The 18,219-nt window shown below is 51.1% G+C and carries 15 protein-coding genes; 11 read left to right on the forward strand and 4 right to left on the reverse strand.

All coding sequences use genetic code 11. The features are described from left to right. The first annotated feature begins 3 nt into the window (after nucleotides 1–3). The 5 genes from lon to EX31_RS22275 all read left to right on the forward strand — a co-directional run bounded on the left by lon (nucleotide 4) and on the right by EX31_RS22275 (nucleotide 5,938). On the forward strand, nucleotides 4–2,358 hold the full coding sequence (gene lon / locus EX31_RS22255; RefSeq protein WP_013576638.1) for an endopeptidase La: 2,355 nt from the start codon (nucleotides 4–6) through the stop codon (nucleotides 2,356–2,358). A 216-nt stretch (nucleotides 2,359–2,574) separates the two neighbouring features. Beyond that, nucleotides 2,575–2,850, forward strand: coding sequence for a nucleoid-associated protein HU-beta (gene hupB, locus EX31_RS22260; RefSeq protein WP_013576637.1), 276 nt, complete (start codon nucleotides 2,575–2,577; stop codon nucleotides 2,848–2,850). Nucleotides 2,851–3,014: 164 nt separating this feature from the next. Next, nucleotides 3,015–4,895 (forward strand): peptidylprolyl isomerase, encoded by a 1,881-nt coding sequence (ppiD, locus tag EX31_RS22265; RefSeq protein ID WP_013576636.1) that lies wholly within the window; start codon nucleotides 3,015–3,017, stop codon nucleotides 4,893–4,895. 139 nt (nucleotides 4,896–5,034) lie between these two features. Further along, entirely contained in the window at nucleotides 5,035–5,418 is a 384-nt protein-coding gene (locus tag EX31_RS22270) for a ComEA family DNA-binding protein (protein ID WP_013576635.1), read from the forward strand. Between the two features lie 118 nt (nucleotides 5,419–5,536). Further along, nucleotides 5,537–5,938, forward strand: a complete 402-nt coding sequence (locus EX31_RS22275) for a YbgC/FadM family acyl-CoA thioesterase (protein WP_013576634.1) — start codon at nucleotides 5,537–5,539, stop codon at nucleotides 5,936–5,938. A 97-nt stretch (nucleotides 5,939–6,035) separates the two neighbouring features. Here EX31_RS22275 and queC read toward each other — a convergent pair whose 3' ends face one another. After that, the gene (gene queC / locus EX31_RS22280; RefSeq protein ID WP_015690307.1) at nucleotides 6,036–6,734 is read right to left on the reverse strand and encodes a 7-cyano-7-deazaguanine synthase QueC; all 699 of its coding nucleotides are present in this window, start codon (nucleotides 6,732–6,734) and stop codon (nucleotides 6,036–6,038) included. 110 nt (nucleotides 6,735–6,844) lie between these two features. Then, nucleotides 6,845–8,557 carry an SgrR family transcriptional regulator gene (locus tag EX31_RS22285; RefSeq protein ID WP_037036818.1) on the reverse strand — a complete coding sequence of 571 codons (1,713 nt, stop codon included), beginning with the start codon at nucleotides 8,555–8,557 and terminating at the stop codon, nucleotides 6,845–6,847. 192 nt (nucleotides 8,558–8,749) lie between these two features. Here EX31_RS22285 and cof point away from each other — a divergent pair, with 192 nt between their 5' ends. Next, nucleotides 8,750–9,571 carry an HMP-PP phosphatase gene (gene cof, locus EX31_RS22290; protein ID WP_037036819.1) on the forward strand — a complete coding sequence of 274 codons (822 nt, stop codon included), beginning with the start codon at nucleotides 8,750–8,752 and terminating at the stop codon, nucleotides 9,569–9,571. A 170-nt stretch (nucleotides 9,572–9,741) separates the two neighbouring features. Here the strand turns inward: cof and EX31_RS22295 are convergent, their stop codons facing one another. Next, nucleotides 9,742–10,785, reverse strand: a complete 1,044-nt coding sequence (locus tag EX31_RS22295; protein ID WP_013576630.1) for a PLP-dependent cysteine synthase family protein — start codon at nucleotides 10,783–10,785, stop codon at nucleotides 9,742–9,744. Between the two features lie 120 nt (nucleotides 10,786–10,905). Between EX31_RS22295 and EX31_RS22300 the strand changes: the two genes are divergently transcribed. The 5 genes from EX31_RS22300 to amtB all read left to right on the forward strand — a co-directional run bounded on the left by EX31_RS22300 (nucleotide 10,906) and on the right by amtB (nucleotide 17,117). Next, complete coding sequence (locus EX31_RS22300) at nucleotides 10,906–11,361, forward strand: Lrp/AsnC family transcriptional regulator (protein ID WP_037036820.1); 456 nt, start codon at nucleotides 10,906–10,908, stop codon at nucleotides 11,359–11,361. 136 nt (nucleotides 11,362–11,497) lie between these two features. Beyond that, complete coding sequence (locus EX31_RS22305; protein WP_037036821.1) at nucleotides 11,498–13,270, forward strand: SmdA family multidrug ABC transporter permease/ATP-binding protein; 1,773 nt, start codon at nucleotides 11,498–11,500, stop codon at nucleotides 13,268–13,270. Further along, nucleotides 13,230–15,062 carry a SmdB family multidrug efflux ABC transporter permease/ATP-binding protein gene (locus EX31_RS22310; RefSeq protein ID WP_369794819.1) on the forward strand — a complete coding sequence of 611 codons (1,833 nt, stop codon included), beginning with the start codon at nucleotides 13,230–13,232 and terminating at the stop codon, nucleotides 15,060–15,062. The genes EX31_RS22305 and EX31_RS22310 overlap by 41 nt, the downstream gene beginning before the upstream one ends. A 341-nt stretch (nucleotides 15,063–15,403) precedes the next feature. After that, the gene (glnK, locus tag EX31_RS22315; protein WP_009639071.1) at nucleotides 15,404–15,742 is read left to right on the forward strand and encodes a P-II family nitrogen regulator; all 339 of its coding nucleotides are present in this window, start codon (nucleotides 15,404–15,406) and stop codon (nucleotides 15,740–15,742) included. Between the two features lie 85 nt (nucleotides 15,743–15,827). Continuing rightward, nucleotides 15,828–17,117: an ammonium transporter AmtB gene (gene amtB / locus EX31_RS22320; RefSeq protein WP_013576624.1), complete on the forward strand. Its 1,290-nt coding sequence runs from the start codon at nucleotides 15,828–15,830 to the stop codon at nucleotides 17,115–17,117. A gap of 140 nt (nucleotides 17,118–17,257) precedes the next feature. Here the strand turns inward: amtB and tesB are convergent, their stop codons facing one another. After that, nucleotides 17,258–18,124, reverse strand: coding sequence for an acyl-CoA thioesterase II (tesB, locus tag EX31_RS22325; protein ID WP_037036823.1), 867 nt, complete (start codon nucleotides 18,122–18,124; stop codon nucleotides 17,258–17,260). Between the last annotated feature and the right edge of the window lie 95 nt (nucleotides 18,125–18,219).

An 18,219-nucleotide genomic window follows, 5' to 3' on the forward strand; every position in this document is an offset into this window, starting at 1 on the left:
TCTATGAACCCTGAGCGTTCTGAACGCATAGAAATCCCCGTATTGCCTCTGCGCGATGTGGTGGTTTATCCGCACATGGTGATCCCGTTGTTTGTTGGCAGGGAAAAATCGATTCGATGCCTCGAAGCTGCGATGGATCACGACAAAAAAATCATGCTGGTGGCGCAGAAAGAAGCCTCAACAGATGAGCCGGGCGTTAATGATCTCTTCTCCGTGGGTACGGTTGCCTCAATATTACAAATGCTGAAGCTCCCGGATGGCACGGTAAAAGTGCTGGTGGAAGGGTTACAACGCGCGCGTATTACGACACTTTCTGACAGTGGCGAGCATTTTGCTGCCCAGGCGGAGTACCTGGAATCTCCGGCCGTGGATGAACGCGAGCAGGAAGTTCTGGTGCGTACTGCGATTAATCAGTTTGAAGGCTACATCAAGCTGAACAAAAAGATCCCGCCGGAAGTGCTGACTTCGCTGAACAGCATTGAAGATGCTGCACGTCTGGCTGACACCATCGCGGCACATATGCCACTGAAACTCGCTGACAAACAATCTGTACTGGAAATGTTTGATATCACCGAGCGTCTGGAATATTTGATGGCGATGATGGAATCGGAAATTGACCTGTTGCAGGTTGAGAAACGCATTCGCAATCGTGTCAAAAAACAGATGGAGAAAAGCCAGCGCGAGTACTATCTGAATGAGCAAATGAAAGCGATTCAGAAAGAACTGGGCGAAATGGATGACACGCCTGACGAGCACGAGGCGCTGAAACGCAAAATCGAAGCGGCCAAAATGCCGAAAGATGCGCGTGAGAAAACCGAAGCTGAGCTGCAAAAACTGAAAATGATGTCGCCGATGTCCGCCGAAGCTACGGTTGTCCGTGGATATATCGACTGGATGCTTCAGGTGCCATGGAATGCCCGCAGCAAAGTGAAAAAAGACCTGATCAAAGCACAGGAAGTTCTGGATACTGACCATTATGGTCTGGAGCGTGTCAAAGACCGCATTCTGGAATACCTCGCCGTGCAGAGTCGCGTCAGCAAAATCAAAGGCCCAATCCTGTGTCTGGTCGGGCCTCCGGGTGTGGGTAAAACCTCACTGGGTCAGTCAATCGCACGCGCGACTGGCCGTCAGTATGTTCGTATGGCGTTGGGTGGCGTACGTGATGAAGCGGAAATCCGTGGTCACCGTCGTACCTATATCGGTTCCATGCCGGGCAAACTGATCCAGAAAATGGCGAAAGTGGGGGTTAAAAACCCGCTGTTCCTGCTTGATGAAATCGACAAGATGTCATCGGATATGCGTGGCGATCCGGCTTCTGCCTTGCTGGAAGTATTGGATCCGGAACAGAACGTGGCGTTCAACGATCACTATCTGGAAGTCGATTACGACCTGTCAGATGTGATGTTTGTGGCGACCTCGAACTCGATGAACATCCCGGCTCCGCTGCTGGACCGTATGGAAGTGATCCGTCTTTCCGGTTATACCGAAGACGAAAAACTGAACATCGCCAAACAGCACCTGTTGCCGAAACAGCTTGAACGTAATGCGCTTAAGAAGAACGAACTGACTGTGGATGACAGCGCAATAACTGGCATCATCCGTTTCTATACCCGTGAAGCGGGTGTACGTAGTCTGGAACGTGAGTTGTCGAAACTGTGCCGTAAAGCGGTTAAGCAATTGCTGATGGATAAAGACATCAAGCACATTGAAATTAACGGCGACAACCTGAAAGATTTCCTCGGCGTGCAGAAGGTCGATTATGGCCGTGCTGATACCGAAAACCGGGTAGGCCAGGTTACTGGTCTGGCGTGGACCGAAGTGGGCGGTGAATTGCTGACCATCGAAACGGCCTGCGTACCGGGCAAAGGTAAGCTGACTTACACCGGTTCTCTCGGGGAAGTCATGCAGGAATCCATTCAGGCTGCACTGACGGTTGTCCGTTCACGCGCAGACAAACTGGGTATCAACCCTGACTTCTACGAAAAACGTGATATTCACGTTCACGTACCCGAAGGGGCAACGCCGAAAGATGGCCCGAGTGCCGGTATTGCCATGTGTACCGCGCTGGTGTCTTGTCTGACGGGTAACCCGGTTCGTGCGGATGTTGCGATGACCGGTGAGATCACACTGCGTGGTCTGGTTCTGCCAATCGGTGGTCTGAAAGAAAAGCTGCTGGCGGCCCACCGTGGTGGCATCAAAGTGGTTCTGATCCCGGACGACAACAAACGTGATCTGGAAGAAATTCCGGCGAACGTGCTGGCAGATCTTGAGATCCATCCGGTAAAACGCATTGATGATGTTCTCAACATCGCACTGCAAAATCCGGCTTACGGTGCATTGCCGGTGGCAGCAAAATAGTGACCTCAGCTTACACAGTTGAATAAAACTCAGGCTGGCAGGTGAAATCTCACTTGCCAGCTTTTTTTTGTGCCGTTAACTTAGTGAACGGTCAAAGGGTTTCAGGCTGCTTTCAGTCGCTTGCATCACTCTGACAAGATTGATATAACAGCAGCGCGGTCACGTCTGCAGGGAAAATGCGCCGTGATGAACGAATTTTAAGAGGGGATGATAAGAGTGAATAAGTCACAATTGATCGACAAAATTGCTGCCGGTGCTGATATTTCTAAAGCCGCAGCGGGACGTGTTTTAGATGCTGTTCTTGCATCTGTCACTGACACCCTGAAAGCTGGGGATGAAGTAGCTCTGGTTGGTTTTGGTACTTTCTCCGTTCGCGAGCGTTCAGCACGTACTGGTCGTAACCCACAGACCGGTAAAGAAATCAGCATTGCAGCCGCTAAAGTGCCGGGCTTCCGTGCAGGTAAAGCGCTGAAAGATGCCGTTAACGGTTAATTACCCGCAGACTGACGTCGAAACTGTGTGAGGCGCATCACTGATGCTTTTCATTCAGGTCTGGTTGTTAAACAATAACCTGACGTCATCGGGCTGGTAAGGTAAGATACAAGGCGCATCGAAAACGGTGCGCTTTTTTTATTACAGCGGAGTGTTGCCACACTATGATGGACAATTTACGCGCGGCCGCCAATCACGTCGTGCTCAAAATCATTCTGGCCCTGATTATTCTGTCCTTTATTTTGACAGGGGTAGGCAACTACCTGATCGGCGGTTCAGGCGACTATGCAGCGAAAGTGAATGGTCAGGAAATAGGACGTGCTCAGCTGGAACAGGCAGTTCAAAACCAGCGTAGCCGCTTGCAACAGCAGCTTGGAGATCAATTCTCTGCGCTTGCGGGCAGCGACGGTTATATGCAGCAATTACGCCAGGAATCCCTGAGCAACCTGATTGACGTCACGTTGCTGGATCAGTATTCCAAAAAATTAGGCATTACCGTCAGCGATCAGCAAATCAAAGACGCGATTTTTGCGACTCCGCAATTCCAGACTGATGGCCGTTTCGACAATGCTAAATATCTGCAAAGCATCCAGGGTATGGGATACACCGCGGATAACTTTGCGCAGTTGATGAAACAACAGTTAATCAGTCAGCAACTTGAGCAAGCCTACGGTCAGTCCGATTTCGTTTTGCCAGTGGAAAGTAAATCTCTAGGTGGGTTGATTCTGCAAAGTCGTGATGTGCAGACTGCCACATTGGATACCGATGCGCTGGCAGCTAAACAGCAGGTCACTGACGCTGAATTGCAGGCATTCTACGACCAGAATAAAAACAGTTTCCTCTCGCCTGAACAGGTGAAAGTCAGCTACATCGAAATGGATGCAGCGGCCATGCAGGGGAAAACTAACGTGACGGATGCGGATATCAGCGCCTATTACGACCAGCATAAAAGCGAATTTGGTCAGCCTGAACGCCGTCGCTACAGTGTCATTGTTCTGAAATCTCAGGCCGATGCTGACGCAGTGGCTGCCGAGCTGAAAAAAGGCACCGATTTCGCGGAACTGGCTAAGACCAAATCGACCGATGCGCTGAGTGCCAGACAAGGTGGTGACCTCGGCTGGATGGAGCCTGAAACGACGTTGCCAGAATTTAAAAATGCCAATCTGACCACCAAAGGTCAGGTGTCTGGTGTGATTAAATCGGACAGCGGTTTCTTCATTTTGCGCCTTGATGACGTGACGCCTGAGCAGGTCAAACCGTTAGCTGACGTTCGCAACACGATTGCCGACAAGCTCAAACAAGAGAAATCATTGGATGCCTACTACGCGCTGCAACAGAAAGTCAGCGAAGCGGCAACCAATGACAACGAATCTCTGGCTTCTGCTGAAGATGTTGCCGGTACGAAAGCGGTTCATACAGATTGGTTCACTCAGAATCAAATCCCGGCAGGTATCAATTTCAAACCTGTCGTACAGGCGATTTTCGACGGCGGCCTGATTGGTCAGGACGGTTCTCCGGGCAGTAACTCAGACATTATTACCGTTGATGGTGACCGCGCCTTTGTAGTTCGCGTGGATGCACACAAAGCTGAAGGGGTTAAACCTTTCGCTGACGTGAAAGATCAGGTGACGACGCTGGTGAAACGGCAGAAAGCACAGGATCAGGCGCGTATGGAAGGTGAGAAACTGCTGACCGCGTTGAAAGAAGGCAAAGGCGATGACGCCATGAAAGCTGCCGGCCTGACATTTGGTGCCGTCCAGAAAGTACAGCGTAGCCAGCAGCCTTCTGCATTCGAAGAAAACGTTTACGCACTGCCTCATCCTCAGAAAGACCAACCGGTTTATGGGCTGACTCAGGACGATAAAGGCAACAGTGTACTGGTCAAACTGAATGCGGTGACGCCGGGTACCATTCCTGCCGCTGATACAGCACGTTTCAATCAGGAAATGCAACAGACGTCCTCGAATGTGGCCTTTGATTCGCTGCTGACCAACCTGCGTCAGGAAGCGAAAATCAAATACGGTTCTGCTGCACAAAACCAGTAAACGCCGCAAAGTTTTGCAACGCGTTGCAACAAACAAAAGGCCGCTTCCGCGGCCTTTTCCACATTTGAATGTTGCCCATTGTCCGCTTTCTCTGCCTGATGCATTCTCTCCGTGCTGTCAAACACATGGAGGATACAGCATGAAAAAATTAGGCATCACCTCACTTTCGTTAGCTCTCGCTCTGGGACTTTCCACACTACCGGTCATGTTGCAGGCCGCTCCCAATGCGGCCAGCAGCGTGGCGACCACGACGGCGGCGCCAGCGACGGCAGCCAGCAAAGTCACTGGCCCGCAAGTGAAAAAGGAACAAGTGGCAGTGACCGATGAAAGTACCGTAAGCATCAACACGGCGACTGCGGAAGAATTTGCCAATGTGATGAACGGAGTAGGGATGAAAAAAGCGCAAGCCATCGTCAGTTACCGCGAAGATCTTGGGCAATTTACGGATATCGAACAATTGCGTGAAGTTCCGGGAATTGGTGCTGCATTGTTTGAACGTAACAAGGACCGTCTGAAATTGTGACGGATGTCGCGGCGGTGATCCCTTAACGGTTGCCGCCGTTTTCTTCTGCTAATCTCTAGAGACATCTGACCAGTTTGGTTGTAAGCCTCAGACGACTATCAGGAGTTTCTTAACGATTATGCATACGTTCATTAAAGTTCGCGGTTTCCACATTGACGTTTATCAGCACGTAAACAACGCGCGTTATCTGGAATTTCTTGAAACAGCGCGCTGGGAATGGCTCGACAATCAGTCAGGTTTCCAGTGGATGAGCCAGAACAAGATTGCCTTCATCGTGGTGAATATCAACATCAATTACCGCAAGCCTGCGGTATTGGGGGATGTCTTGCGCATTGACAGCAGTTTGCAACAACTGAACGGGCGCAGTGGTGTTCTCGAGCAGGTTGTCACATGTGAAGGTGATGTGGTTGCGGATGCGACGCTGACGTTCGTGTGTATCGATTTGCGTACGCAAAAAGCGCTGCCGCTGGAAGGGGAATTGCTCGAGCGGTTACGTGAACTGGAACTGGAAAACGATTAATCGTTTCCCCTTACGCAAGATCACTTTCCCGTCAAAAGAATACGCCAACGGGCGGTTGAAAGCCGCCCGTTACCGGCAAAACATTAAAACTGAAAAATTAACGCAGTCCGGTTTTCTTCTTCAGGCTGGTCATCACGCCCGTTTTATCCTGCTGGTATTGCTGCAAACCATTAGCGCGTAAATGACAGGCTGCACATTCACCACAACCATCACCAGCAATGCCGTTGTAGCAGGTCAGCGTTTTATGGCGAACCAGATCCAACTGCTGGTAATAATCGGCCAGCGCCCAGGTTTCGGCTTTATTGAGCCACATCAGCGGTGTTTCGAAACGCACATCGCGCGCCAGACCCAGCGACACAGCCGTGTTCAGCGCCTTGACGAATTCATCACGGCAATCCGGATAACCGGAGAAGTCAGTTTCACACACGCCGGTGATGACGGCTTCTGCCTGGATCTGATAGGCATAAATGGCCGCCAGCGTCAGGAACAGAATATTACGACCGGGAACGAACGTACTCGGCAAGCCCCCGTTGTTTTCATCACCAAAATTAGGCACCGGAATGTTATCGCGGGTCAGGCTGCTGACAGCCAGTTCGTTTAATAACCCGACATCCAGCACTTTATGGGCACGTGCGCCCAGTTCCACAGACAGTTTTTGTGCAATCTCGATTTCTGCACGATGACGCTGACCATAATCGAAAGTAACGCAGTGGACTTCGTCATATTGCTTCAGAGCCTGAATCAGACAGGTTGTTGAATCTTGTCCGCCGCTAAAAACTACCACTGCTCTTTTCATTCTGATTACCTGTTGTTTGAAACCATTATCTGAAATTCACTGCGCATCGGGCAGTAAAAGTGCCCTAATGTTACTTTCCTTTACCCCGGGAGTGTAGTGAAACAGCTCCTTCAGGCACTTTCCGTTGGCAGCGGCGGCGGAACCCATGCCTGACAGAAATCGAACCAGCCCCATGCGGTGAGTTGCACACCGCTGATGCGTGGTGGTGCGCTGACCTGATACTGATAATTAAACAACGGTGTGACGATGGCCGACTTCATCCACTGAAATAAATGATCGCGCAGTTCGTCCGAGCGATGGTTCTCCAGCGGGATTTGCTGAATAGCGGCCAGGCGCTGTTGCTGGCAAACATAATCTTTTTCGCGCAGGATCCCCGGCCAGAGCGGATCTTGCTGTAACCAGTTCTCCAGTGAGGCATCGGGAGATTCGCCAATCAGACGATCACCGAGAAGCAGATCGGCCCAGCCCAGCAGTGCATCATCTTCCCAAAGTCGCCCGGCATGATATTTAACCTCCAGTGCACAATCTTCTTCCGCCAGCTTTTCCTTTAGTGCCTGCGCCACCAGCTCAAATTCAACCGGCGGGTGAAACAGCAATGTCAGCTTTTCAGGCAATGGAACATCAGCATCGTCATGCAAAGGTATTGGCCAGCCAGGCAGCATTTCTTTGCTGGCTTTCACCAGATCATGATCGATAGGCAAATTATCCAGCATGCCGCTGCGCTGGATCAGACGGACGATTTTACGCGCCTGAGCCTCATTCAATACGCCACGTTTCAGATTGGCGGCGATGTAGCAAAATCCCAGGCTGGTGCTGCGTCTGACCGGTTTCACGCGCGATAATTCATCCTGTTCACCCAAAATGATCCTGACCGGATGCTGGCAGCTGACATTGCTTTTTTGTGCAAAGAGTTGCGGTGTGATCCAAAATTCAATAGCCGCCAGATAAGGATGCTGTAAGGCGTACAACGTATGTTGTTCAAGCCTGATCAGTTCAGGTGAAAAGGTAGTCAGACGAAAAGGACCCGCGCCGATATGTGGATTATCGGGATGGGATAACAGGCAGTTAAGGTCGGCAAACCGGTGCGCCAGCCAGTAATCGGGTTTATCGAGATCAAACTGCAGACAAAGTGCGTGCGGCTGAGACAATCTGCTCACGCAAGCCAGATTATGTTTACTGCGCGGCGAGTTTTGCAGTTGTTCAAAGCGCGTCATTAATTGCGCGGTCTTCAGTGGTTCTCCGTTATGCCAGAACAACTGACTACGCAGGAAAAATTGCCAGGTTTTGCCGTTATTACTGATTTGCCAGTGATGGGCCAGATCGGGCTGGGGGGCTGAATTTCCCGGAATAAAACGCGTCAGTCCTGCATGAATAGTATGGGCAAGATGTTGCTCGGCACGGCCGGTCAACGTCAGCGGATCTAAAGGCTGGAGAGGGCGATAATAGGGTATACGCAGCGTGGGCGCATCTTCCTGCCATTGCCCGCCCAAATGCGGCGCCAGCAGTGCATTGAGATGGCTCGGATCCAGCTGGCTTAGCTGCAACGCGGCCGAATGTTCGCCATTTTTCAGCAACTCCTGCAAACAGGCTCCCCGCAATTCTTCGGAGGTTTTCAGGCAGCAAAGTGACGCACGCTTCCCGCGACCTGCTTGGGATTGCCAGTCAATCCAGCCCGCATCCTGAAAGTGTTTCAGCAACGTTCGGGTATGACGTTCACTGCAACAGAAAATCTCAGCCAGTTCGGCCACGGTAAACTGAACCGGAACTTGTCCGGTCTTCAGGTATAAACGCTGAAATTGATTAAGCCGGTTTTGCAGGCGCACGGTAAATACGGAACCTTATTTTTGCTGTGAATTAACCTGTTCATCATATCGTGCGTATGGCGCGCTGGCTTGCAGCGAAGAGCCAGAGTGTGAGCTAAAACCGGAACAGTATTCACAAACTGTTCACTATTAGTTCCGCAAATCGCAGTCCATACTTTGAGGGTGAAAATCATTCCTTTTCTGAGAGAAAATATGTTCCGTTTAGCTGCATTTGATATGGATGGCACTCTGCTTTTACCCGATCACACGCTGGGCGAAAAAACACTGGCAACATTGCGTCAGCTGGCTGAAAAGCCGGTAAAACTGACGTTTGCCACCGGCCGTCATTATCTCGAAATGAAAGATATTCTGGCGAACATCGGACTGGACGGTTTTCTGATCACCGGAAACGGCACGCGAATTCATGACTTGTCCGGGCACCGGTTGCATGCCAGTGACTTGTCCGAAGATTGTGCACACGAGCTTTTGCACACGCAATGGGATACACCTGCCAGCCAGCATGTATTCCGTGATGATGGCTGGTTTACGTCTCTGGACGATCCGGATTTGCTGATCCCGCATCAGTTCAGCGGCTTCCGCTATCAGTTACAGGATCTGGGTTTATTGCCTGATTCTGGTAACAGCAAAGTGTGTTTCTGCGCACCGCATGAAACCTTGCTGGCGCTGGTACCCCAACTGGAAGCGCATTTCGGCCCGCGTCTTGACCTGTGTTTTTCAGCGGCAGATTGTCTGGATGTGCAGCCCGCAGGCAGTAATAAAGGCAGTGCTCTGGCGCTTCTCACTGCAGGTCTGGGGATCGATATGTCTGAATGCATGGCATTCGGCGATGCCATGAACGACAAGGAAATGCTGGAAAGTGTCGGGATGGGGCTGATTATGGGCAACGCTTTGCCGGTGCTGAAAGAACAGGCCTCTCATTTACAAATCATCGGACATTGCCGTAATCAGGCTGTGTCTCACTTTTTGCAACACTGGCTGCACACTCCACACCTCACCTATTCCCCCGAATATTAAGGTATTGCAGCAAGCCGGGTTCACTTTAACTGTCCCGGCTTTTTTCCTCTTCATCCTTCGAACTGCAACTGCGTTAGCTGCATTCTTTCACCCGAATCACTTACTCTTGTAAGCTCATCGGGATTCATTCATTTGCTACCTTGTTGTAGTTCGAATGATTTCGAGGATATTCAGTTGAGACCTTCCAGTTGTGCAGCGTAAACGGAAATATCCCCGATATTCTTCGCTACCCAGTTGTCATCAAAGTAGGTATTCAGATAACGTTCACCGCTGTCGCAAAGCAGGGTAACGATCGAGCCGGTTTCACCTTTCTCGCGCATTTGTTTTGCCAGTTGCAATGCCCCCCACATATTGGTTCCCGTCGAGCCGCCGACTTTTCTCCCCAGTACCTGTTCAAGCCAGCGAACGGTAGCAATGCTTGCAGCGTCAGGTACTTGCATCATGCTGTCAATGACGTCGGGGATAAATGAGGGTTCGGCGCGCGGGCGGCCAATGCCTTCAATGCGGCTGCTGCATTGAGCGGTAACGCTGGCATCACGTTGCTGAAAGTAATCGTAAAATACAGAGTTTTCCGGATCCACCACGACCAGTTCGGTATCGTGCCCCTGATAGCGGATGTAGCGGCCTAGCGTTGCGGACGTTCCGCCGGTACCCGCACTCATCACCAGATAACGCGGCACCGGATACGGTTCGCGGGACATCTGACGGAAAATACTGTCTGCAATGTTGTTGTTTCCGCGCCAGTCGGTGGCCCGTTCTGCATAGGTGAACTGATCCATATAATGGCCGTTCAGCTCTTTAGCGAGCTGCTCTGAGGCAGCATAAATCTGACCTGAGTTTTCGACAAAGTGGCAGCGACCACCATAAAACTCAATTTGCTGAATTTTGCGCGGGGCTGTACAGGCAGGCATTACGGCAATAAAGGGCAGGCCCAGCAGACGCGCGAAATAGGCTTCGGAGACAGCGGTACTGCCCGAAGACGCCTCAATAATCGGCGTATTTTCGCGGATCCAGCCATTGCACAGGCCATATAAAAACAATGAGCGTGCCAGACGATGTTTCAGGCTTCCGGAAGGATGCGTGCTTTCATCTTTGAGGTACAACGAAATTCCAGGAAAGTCGTTCAGCGTGAGACGAATTAAATGTGTGTCGGCTGAACGTTGATAATCGGCGTCGATTTCTTTAATGGCGTGAGTGACCCAGGAATTGCGCATGTTGCAGGCTCATTTAAGTGTTTTGATGAGATAAAGAATAACGTAATCACCAGAGAAATAAGTTACTCTTTGACCCATAGATCATCTTATTTGGAGAAATGTTTTCTCCGGGAGTGCGATATGGTAGATAAAATTGACCTCACGCTTTTATCGCTGCTACAGCGGGATTGCACCCTTTCTCTGAACGAGCTGGCTGAGGCCGTCAACCTCACCACCACCCCCTGCTGGAAAAGAATAAAGCGCCTTGAAGATGACGGGATTATTTGCGGAAAAGTGGCGTTACTTGACGCTGAGAAACTGGGACTTAGCCTGACAGCATTTGTGCTGATTAAGACCCAGCATCACAACAGCGAGTGGTATCAGCGATTTGTTCAGCAAGTCGAAGCGTTTCCAGATGTGCTGGGTTTTTACCGGATGGCGGGCGAGTACGATTATTTGCTGCAAGTTCAGGTCTCCGATATGAAAAGCTACGATAACTTTTACAAGCGACTTGTGAATGGCATTCCGGGACTGAACGACGTGACCTCAAGTTTTGCGATGGAGCGCATAAAATCGACCACAGCATTGCCGATTTAATGCAAAAGTTGCAGTAAAAAGTTTCATCAGAAACCCCTGTTAACTCTGGTATCCTTGTCGGCCTGAAGAGTAAATTGGTCTTTCTGTCGCCGGTTTAACTCAATAAAATTATTATTATTTGTATGGAAAACACTGCGTGAGATTGTTTGCACAATTAGGCTGGTACTTCCGACGTGAATGGCGCCGGTATTTGGGTGCCGTCGCCTTACTGGTCATTATCGCCGTTCTGCAATTACTGCCGCCAAAACTGGTGGGCGTAATTATCGATGGTGTTACGTCAAAACAAATGTCTTACGGCGTGCTTTTTGCGTGGCTTGGCCTGATGCTCGGCACGGCTGTTGTGGTGTATCTGCTGCGTTATGTCTGGCGCGTGCTGCTGTTCGGCGCGTCTTATCAGCTTGCTGTTGAACTACGACAGGATTTTTTCCGTCAGCTGAGCCGTCAGCATCCCGCTTTTTATCTGCGCCATCGCACCGGTGATTTGATTGCCCGTGCGACTAATGACGTCGACCGGGTGGTGTTCGCTGCGGGAGAGGGCGTGCTGACGCTGGTCGATTCGCTGGTCATGGGGCTGGCGGTACTTATCGTTATGGCAACGCAGATCAGCTGGGAACTGACGTTATTGTCGCTGGTGCCGATGCCGGTAATGGCGATCATTATCAAGCGATATGGTGATCAACTTCATTCCCGTTTCAAAACCGCACAGGCGGCGTTTTCCTCGCTTAACGATCAGGCGCAGGAAAGCCTGACCAGTATCCGTATGATCAAAGCTTTTGGCCTGGAGAATCATCAGTCATCGCAGTTTGCTGATGTGGCTGCGGATACCGGTGCAAAAAATATGCGTGTCGCGCGTGTTGATGCCCGCTTTGATCCGACCATCTATGTCTCTATCGGCATGGCGAACCTGCTGGCCATCGGCGGCGGTAGCTGGATGGTAGTCAATGGCCACCTGACGCTGGGTGAGCTCACCAGCTTTGTGATGTACCTTGGCCTGATGATCTGGCCGATGCTCGCGCTCGCCTGGATGTTTAACATTGTCGAACGTGGCAGCGCGGCTTACAGCCGTATCCGTAGCCTGTTACAGGAAGCCCCGGCTGTTGTTGATGGCACAACACCGTTACCGGCAGGCCGCGCGACGCTTGAGGCTCACATCAACGATTTCCATTATCCGGAAAATAGCCACGCTGCTTTAACGACCGTTACTTTTTCCCTGCAACCAGGGCAAATGCTGGGGTTATGCGGTCCGACAGGTTCCGGCAAAAGTACGCTGCTTTCACTCCTTCAGCGCCAGTTCGATGTCACTGACGGTGACGTGTGCTATCACGGGTTATCCCTTAAAGAAATCCAGCTTGATGACTGGCGTGCCCGGCTGGCAGTTGTCAGTCAGACGCCTTTCTTGTTCTCAGACACTGTCGCGCAGAACATTGCGCTCGGAAGGCCTGATGCCACGCAGGAAGAGATTGAAGAAGCCGCGCGTCTCGCCAGCGTTCATGATGACATTCTGCGATTGCCTCAGGGATATGAAACTGAAGTCGGCGAGCGCGGCGTCATGTTATCGGGTGGTCAGAAGCAGCGTATTTCGATTGCGCGTGCATTGCTCCTCAAAGCCGAAATTCTGATCCTGGATGATGCTTTATCCGCCGTTGATGGCCGGACGGAGCACCAGATTCTGCACAATCTGCGTCAGTGGGGAAGTGACCGTACGGTGATCATCAGCGCACATCGTCTCTCTGCACTGACCGAAGCCAGTGAGATTCTGGTCTTCAGCCAGGGGAGTATTTCGCAGCGTGGCAATCATGACCAGCTTGCTGCCGAAGCCGGCTGGTACCGCGATATGTTCCGTTATCAGCAATTAGAAGCTGCGCTGGATGATGTGTCACAGGAAAAGGAGCCGGAACACCGTGGCTGAACCCAAAAAAATTAAAATTCAGAAGCTTTGGCCAACGCTAAAGCGCCTGTTGAAATACGGGAAACCTTACCGCAAGCCGTTGTCTTATGCGGTTCTGATGCTGTGGATTGCAGCGGCAGCGGAAGTGACCGGCCCTATATTAATCAGCTTCTTTATCGATCACTACGTGGCTAAAGGTGAAATGCCGTGGGGGAAAGTCAGTTTGCTCGCGCTGAGTTTTATCTTCCTGCAATTCCTGGCAGCAAGCCTGCACTATTTTCAGGCACTGTTGTTCAACCGTGCTGCGGTGGGGGTCGTTCAATGCCTGCGCACCGAAGTCATGGATGCGGCATTACGGCAACCGTTGAGCGCATTTGATACACAGCCTGTAGGTCAGCTGATTTCCCGCGTGACTAATGACACGGAAGTTATCCGTGATCTGTATGTGACCGTGGTGTCGACAGTCTTACGCAGCATCGCCCTGATTGGTGCGATGCTGGTGGCGATGTTCAGCCTCGACTGGCGACTGGCATCGGTGGCAATTTGTATCTTCCCGGCCGTATTTGTCGTGATGGGGCTGTACCAGATTTACAGTACGCCGGTGGTGCGCAAAGTACGCGCTTATCTGGCGGATATTAATGATGGCTTCAATGAAGTCATCAACGGTATGAATGTGATTCAGCAATTCCGTCAGCAGAAAAGGTTTGGCGAACGGCTTGCCCGCGCCAGCCAGTCGCACTACCTGGCCCGCATGCAAACGCTGCGACTGGAAGGATTTCTGTTGCGTCCTTTGCTCAGCTTATTCTCGTCGTTGATTTTATGCGGTCTGCTCATTCTCTTTGGATTCAGTGCCGAAGGTTCTGTGGGCGTTGGGGTTCTGTACGCCTTCATCAATTATCTCGGACGGCTCAACGAGCCTCTGATTGAACTGACCTCACAACAATCGATTATGCAGCAGGCAGTCGTTGCCGGTGAACGTATCTTTGATTTGATGGACAGGACGCAACAGCAATACGGGCCAGACGAAAAGTTGCTCACCAGCGGCGAGATTGACATCAAAGACGTCAGCTTTGCTTACCTCCCGGATAAATGGGTGCTGGAAAACATTTCCCTGCACGTGCCTTCGCGCGGTTTTGTGGCGTTGGTTGGACATACCGGCAGTGGTAAAAGTACGCTGGCAAATCTGCTGATGGGTTATTACCCGTTAAACAAAGGTGAGGTCAGGGTTGACGGACGTAACCTCGCCGACTTATCGCACACCAGCCTGCGCAAAGGTATTGCAATGGTTCAGCAGGATCCGGTGGTTCTGGCAGAATCCGTGTTCGCTAATGTCACGTTAGGCCGTGATATTGATGAAGCGCAGGTGTGGCACGCGCTGGACATTGTGCAGCTCTCACCGCTGGTACGCGAAATGCCCGAAGGTTTGAATACGCGTCTGGGAGAGCAGGGCAATAATCTTTCTGTCGGGCAGAAACAATTACTGGCGATGGCGCGCGTTTTGGTGCAGGCACCGGAAATTCTGATCCTTGACGAGGCAACGGCCAATATTGATTCCGGCACCGAGCAGGCTATTCAGCGTGCATTACGGGCTATCCGGCAGCAGACTACGCTTGTGGTTATCGCACATCGGCTTTCGACGATTGTGGATGCCGATAATATTTTGGTATTGCACCGTGGCCAGGCTGTTGAGCAGGGTAATCACTTGCAACTGCTGGCAGAAAAAGGCCGGTATTATCAGATGTATCAGTTGCAACTTGCCGGACAGCAATTGTCTTCTGCCGGACAGATTATGCCTGCAACAGAAAACGCATAATCTTTGCATCGGTGCCGTATCCCTGCGGCACCGGCTTTCTTCTTTCTCCGTTTTTCATTTCCTGTTTTTCTTTTCCCCGCACTGTATTCATGCAGGCAGAACCCTTTTTCAATTCGGGTGCACTAAAAAGCAGCGGTGAGCACTTAAATGGTGCGTGTGCTGCTGTGCTGCATATGGCATGACAACTGTGCGCCTGGTCACGATTATTCTGAAAATGCCGTATTACGCGGGAATTGCATGAATCTGCGCCCGATTTCAACTCTGGCACATCCTTTGCTTTATCCAATCCGTATCGGGCGCGAATCCTCTCGCGGCAAGCCCTTAATTCGAGGAGTGGCACAATGAAGCTGGTTACTGTGGTGATCAAACCTTTTAAGCTGGAAGACGTGCGTGAAGCGCTGTCTGCTGTTGGAATTCAGGGGCTGACCGTAACGGAAGTTAAAGGTTTTGGCCGTCAGAAAGGTCATGCCGAACTTTACCGTGGCGCGGAATACAGCGTGAACTTTCTGCCAAAAGTAAAAATCGACATTGCTATTGCAGACGATCAGCTTGATGAAGTGATCGATGTGATCAGCAAAGCGGCCTATACCGGTAAGATCGGTGATGGCAAAATTTTCGTTGCTGAATTGCAACGTGTTATCCGTATTCGTACTGGTGAAACCGACGAAGCAGCACTGTAATTTCAGGCTTTTATCTCTCATACCAATCGGTTTGAGATAAATCAGATTAGAAAAAACAGTTTTGAGAAACAGGGGTGGGTTAATAATGAAAAAACTTTTATCCATGATGGGGCTTGGTGCCGTGGCTTTGCTGCCTTCGCTTGCCATGGCAGCAGCGCCAGCAGCGGCAAACGGTGCTGATAACGCCTTTATGATGATTTGTACCGCGCTGGTATTGTTCATGACCGTACCGGGCGTGGCGTTGTTCTACGGTGGCTTACTGCGTTCTAAAAACGTTTTGTCCATGCTGACTCAGGTTATTGTCACCTTTGCTCTGGTCTGCGTGTTGTGGATCCTCTACGGCTACAGTCTGGCCTTCAGCGAAGGTAACGCGTTCTTCGGTGGTTTCAGTAACGTCATGATGAAAGGCATCGGCCTGGACTCCGTGACAGGCACCTTCTCCCAGATGATCCACGTTGCCTTCCAGTGCTCATTTGCCTGTATCACTGTGGCGCTGATCGTGGGCGGTATCGCTGAACGTGTACGTTTCTCAGCGGTTCTGATTTTCACTGTGATCTGGCTGACTTTCTCTTACATCCCGATGGCTCACATGGTGTGGGCAGGCGGTTTCCTGGCTGCTGATGGTGCGCTGGACTTTGCCGGTGGTACCGTTGTTCACATTAACGCCGCTATCGCTGGTCTGGTGGGTGCTTATCTGCTGGGTAAACGTGCCGGTTTCGGTAAAGAAGCTTTCAAACCACACAACCTGCCAATGGTCTTCACTGGTGCATCAATCCTGTATGTGGGTTGGTTCGGCTTCAACGCAGGTTCTGCAAGTGCAGCAAGCCCTGTTGCCGCGTTGGCTTTCCTGAACACGGTGATTGCAACGGCTGGTGCAATCCTGTCCTGGACACTGGTTGAATGGATGGTGCGCGGTAAACCTTCACTGCTGGGCGCAAGCTCCGGTGCTATCGCAGGTCTGGTCGCTATCACACCTGCATGTGGTACGGTCGGCGTGGGTGGTGCTCTCATCATCGGTCTCGTAGGCGGTATCACTGGCCTGTGGGGTGTGGTTACCCTGAAAAAATGGCTGCGTGTTGATGACACCTGTGACGTGTTCGGTGTTCATGGTGTGTGTGGTATCGTAGGTTGTCTGCTGACTGGCGTATTCACTTCCAGCTCACTCGGCGGCGTAGGTTATGCAGAAGGTGTGACCATGGGCCATCAGGTTTGGGTTCAGTTCTTCAGCGTGTGCGTGACATTGGTCTGGTCTGGTGTTGTTGCTTTCATCGGTTACAAAGTGGCGGACATGATCGTAGGTCTGCGTGTTCCTGAAGAACAAGAACGCGAAGGGCTGGATGTTAATAGCCACGGCGAAAACGCTTACAACCAATAATGAGATTTCAGAGAAAGTAGTGCGCTAACTCTCTCATTAATGAGTTAAAAATAATAAAATAATGATGATATGCAAAAGGGGCGATAATGATATCGCCCCTTTTTAATGCGCCATTTTTACAGGGCGCTCTTTAATGATGATTATTCAGGCTTTCGCTGACGAATAACCCCTTCCTGCACCGTGGAGGCGACCAGCACGCCATCGCGGGTATAAAACTGTCCACGCACAAAACCACGCGCACCGGATGCAGAGGTACTTTCGACGGCATACAGCAACCAGTCATCCATGCGGAACGGGCGGTGGAACCACATCGAATGGTCGATGGTCGCGACCTGCATTCCCGGTTCAAGGAAGCCAATGCCATGGGGTTGCAGCGCCGTAGGCAGGAAATTGAAGTCAGACGCATAGCCCAGTAAATACTGATGAATTCGCAAATCATCTGGCATTTCACCGTTGGCCCTGAACCACACTGCACGGTTAGGCTCTTCGACACTCCCTTTCAGCGGGTTATGAAACTTCCCCGGACGCATTTCAATAGGCTTATGACCAATAAATTTTTCGCGGAATTTTTCCGGTATCAGATGCGCCAGATTTTTAGCAATATCTGATTCTGATACCAGCGTTTCCGGCGGCGGCACATCCGGCATGGTGTTCTGATGCTCAAAACCACTTTCCTGGCTCTGGAACGACGCCGTCATATAGAAAATCGGCTTGCCATGCTGCACCGCTTTTACGCGGCGGGCGCTGAAACTGTTACCATCGCGCAGGATTTCCACGTCATAGATAATCGGCTTGCTGCTGTCACCCGGGCGCAAAAAGTAGCTGTGGAACGAATGGATACCACGTTCCGCCGGGACGGTCTGTTTGGCGGCATATAATGCCTGGCCTACGACCTGACCGCCAAAGACCTGACGTAAACCCAGATCTTCACTTTGACCACGAAACAGCCCTTCTTCAATTTTTTCCAGATCAAGCAGATCCAGCAGATTTTTTAATGCCTGACTCATAGTGGCCTCATGAAAGTTACCGGAGAAATCGACCTAAGTTGTTCGGGGTAATGCAGGCAGGAATTTTCTGAAATACGCCTTAACCGACAGGTCTA

It is taken from the genome of Rahnella sp. WP5 (assembly GCF_000745615.1).
In the GTDB taxonomy this organism is placed as follows: domain Bacteria; phylum Pseudomonadota; class Gammaproteobacteria; order Enterobacterales; family Enterobacteriaceae; genus Rahnella; species Rahnella aceris.

Bases quoted from the DNA above. Each gene is read 5' to 3' on its own strand.
- lon (WP_013576638.1), top strand. From the start codon at position 4: ATGAACCCTGAGCGTTCTGAACGCATAGAAATCCCCGTATTGCCTCTG.
- ppiD (WP_013576636.1), top strand. From the start codon at position 3,015: ATGATGGACAATTTACGCGCGGCCGCCAATCACGTCGTGCTCAAAATC.
- EX31_RS22270 (WP_013576635.1), top strand. From the start codon at position 5,035: ATGAAAAAATTAGGCATCACCTCACTTTCGTTAGCTCTCGCTCTGGGA.
- EX31_RS22275 (WP_013576634.1), top strand. From the start codon at position 5,537: ATGCATACGTTCATTAAAGTTCGCGGTTTCCACATTGACGTTTATCAG.
- queC (WP_015690307.1), bottom strand. From the start codon at position 6,734: ATGAAAAGAGCAGTGGTAGTTTTTAGCGGCGGACAAGATTCAACAACC.
- cof (WP_037036819.1), top strand. From the start codon at position 8,750: ATGTTCCGTTTAGCTGCATTTGATATGGATGGCACTCTGCTTTTACCC.
- EX31_RS22295 (WP_013576630.1), bottom strand. From the start codon at position 10,785: ATGCGCAATTCCTGGGTCACTCACGCCATTAAAGAAATCGACGCCGAT.
- EX31_RS22300 (WP_037036820.1), top strand. From the start codon at position 10,906: ATGGTAGATAAAATTGACCTCACGCTTTTATCGCTGCTACAGCGGGAT.
- EX31_RS22310 (WP_369794819.1), top strand. From the start codon at position 13,230: ATGATGTGTCACAGGAAAAGGAGCCGGAACACCGTGGCTGAACCCAAA.
- glnK (WP_009639071.1), top strand. From the start codon at position 15,404: ATGAAGCTGGTTACTGTGGTGATCAAACCTTTTAAGCTGGAAGACGTG.
- amtB (WP_013576624.1), top strand. From the start codon at position 15,828: ATGAAAAAACTTTTATCCATGATGGGGCTTGGTGCCGTGGCTTTGCTG.
- tesB (WP_037036823.1), bottom strand. From the start codon at position 18,124: ATGAGTCAGGCATTAAAAAATCTGCTGGATCTGCTTGATCTGGAAAAA.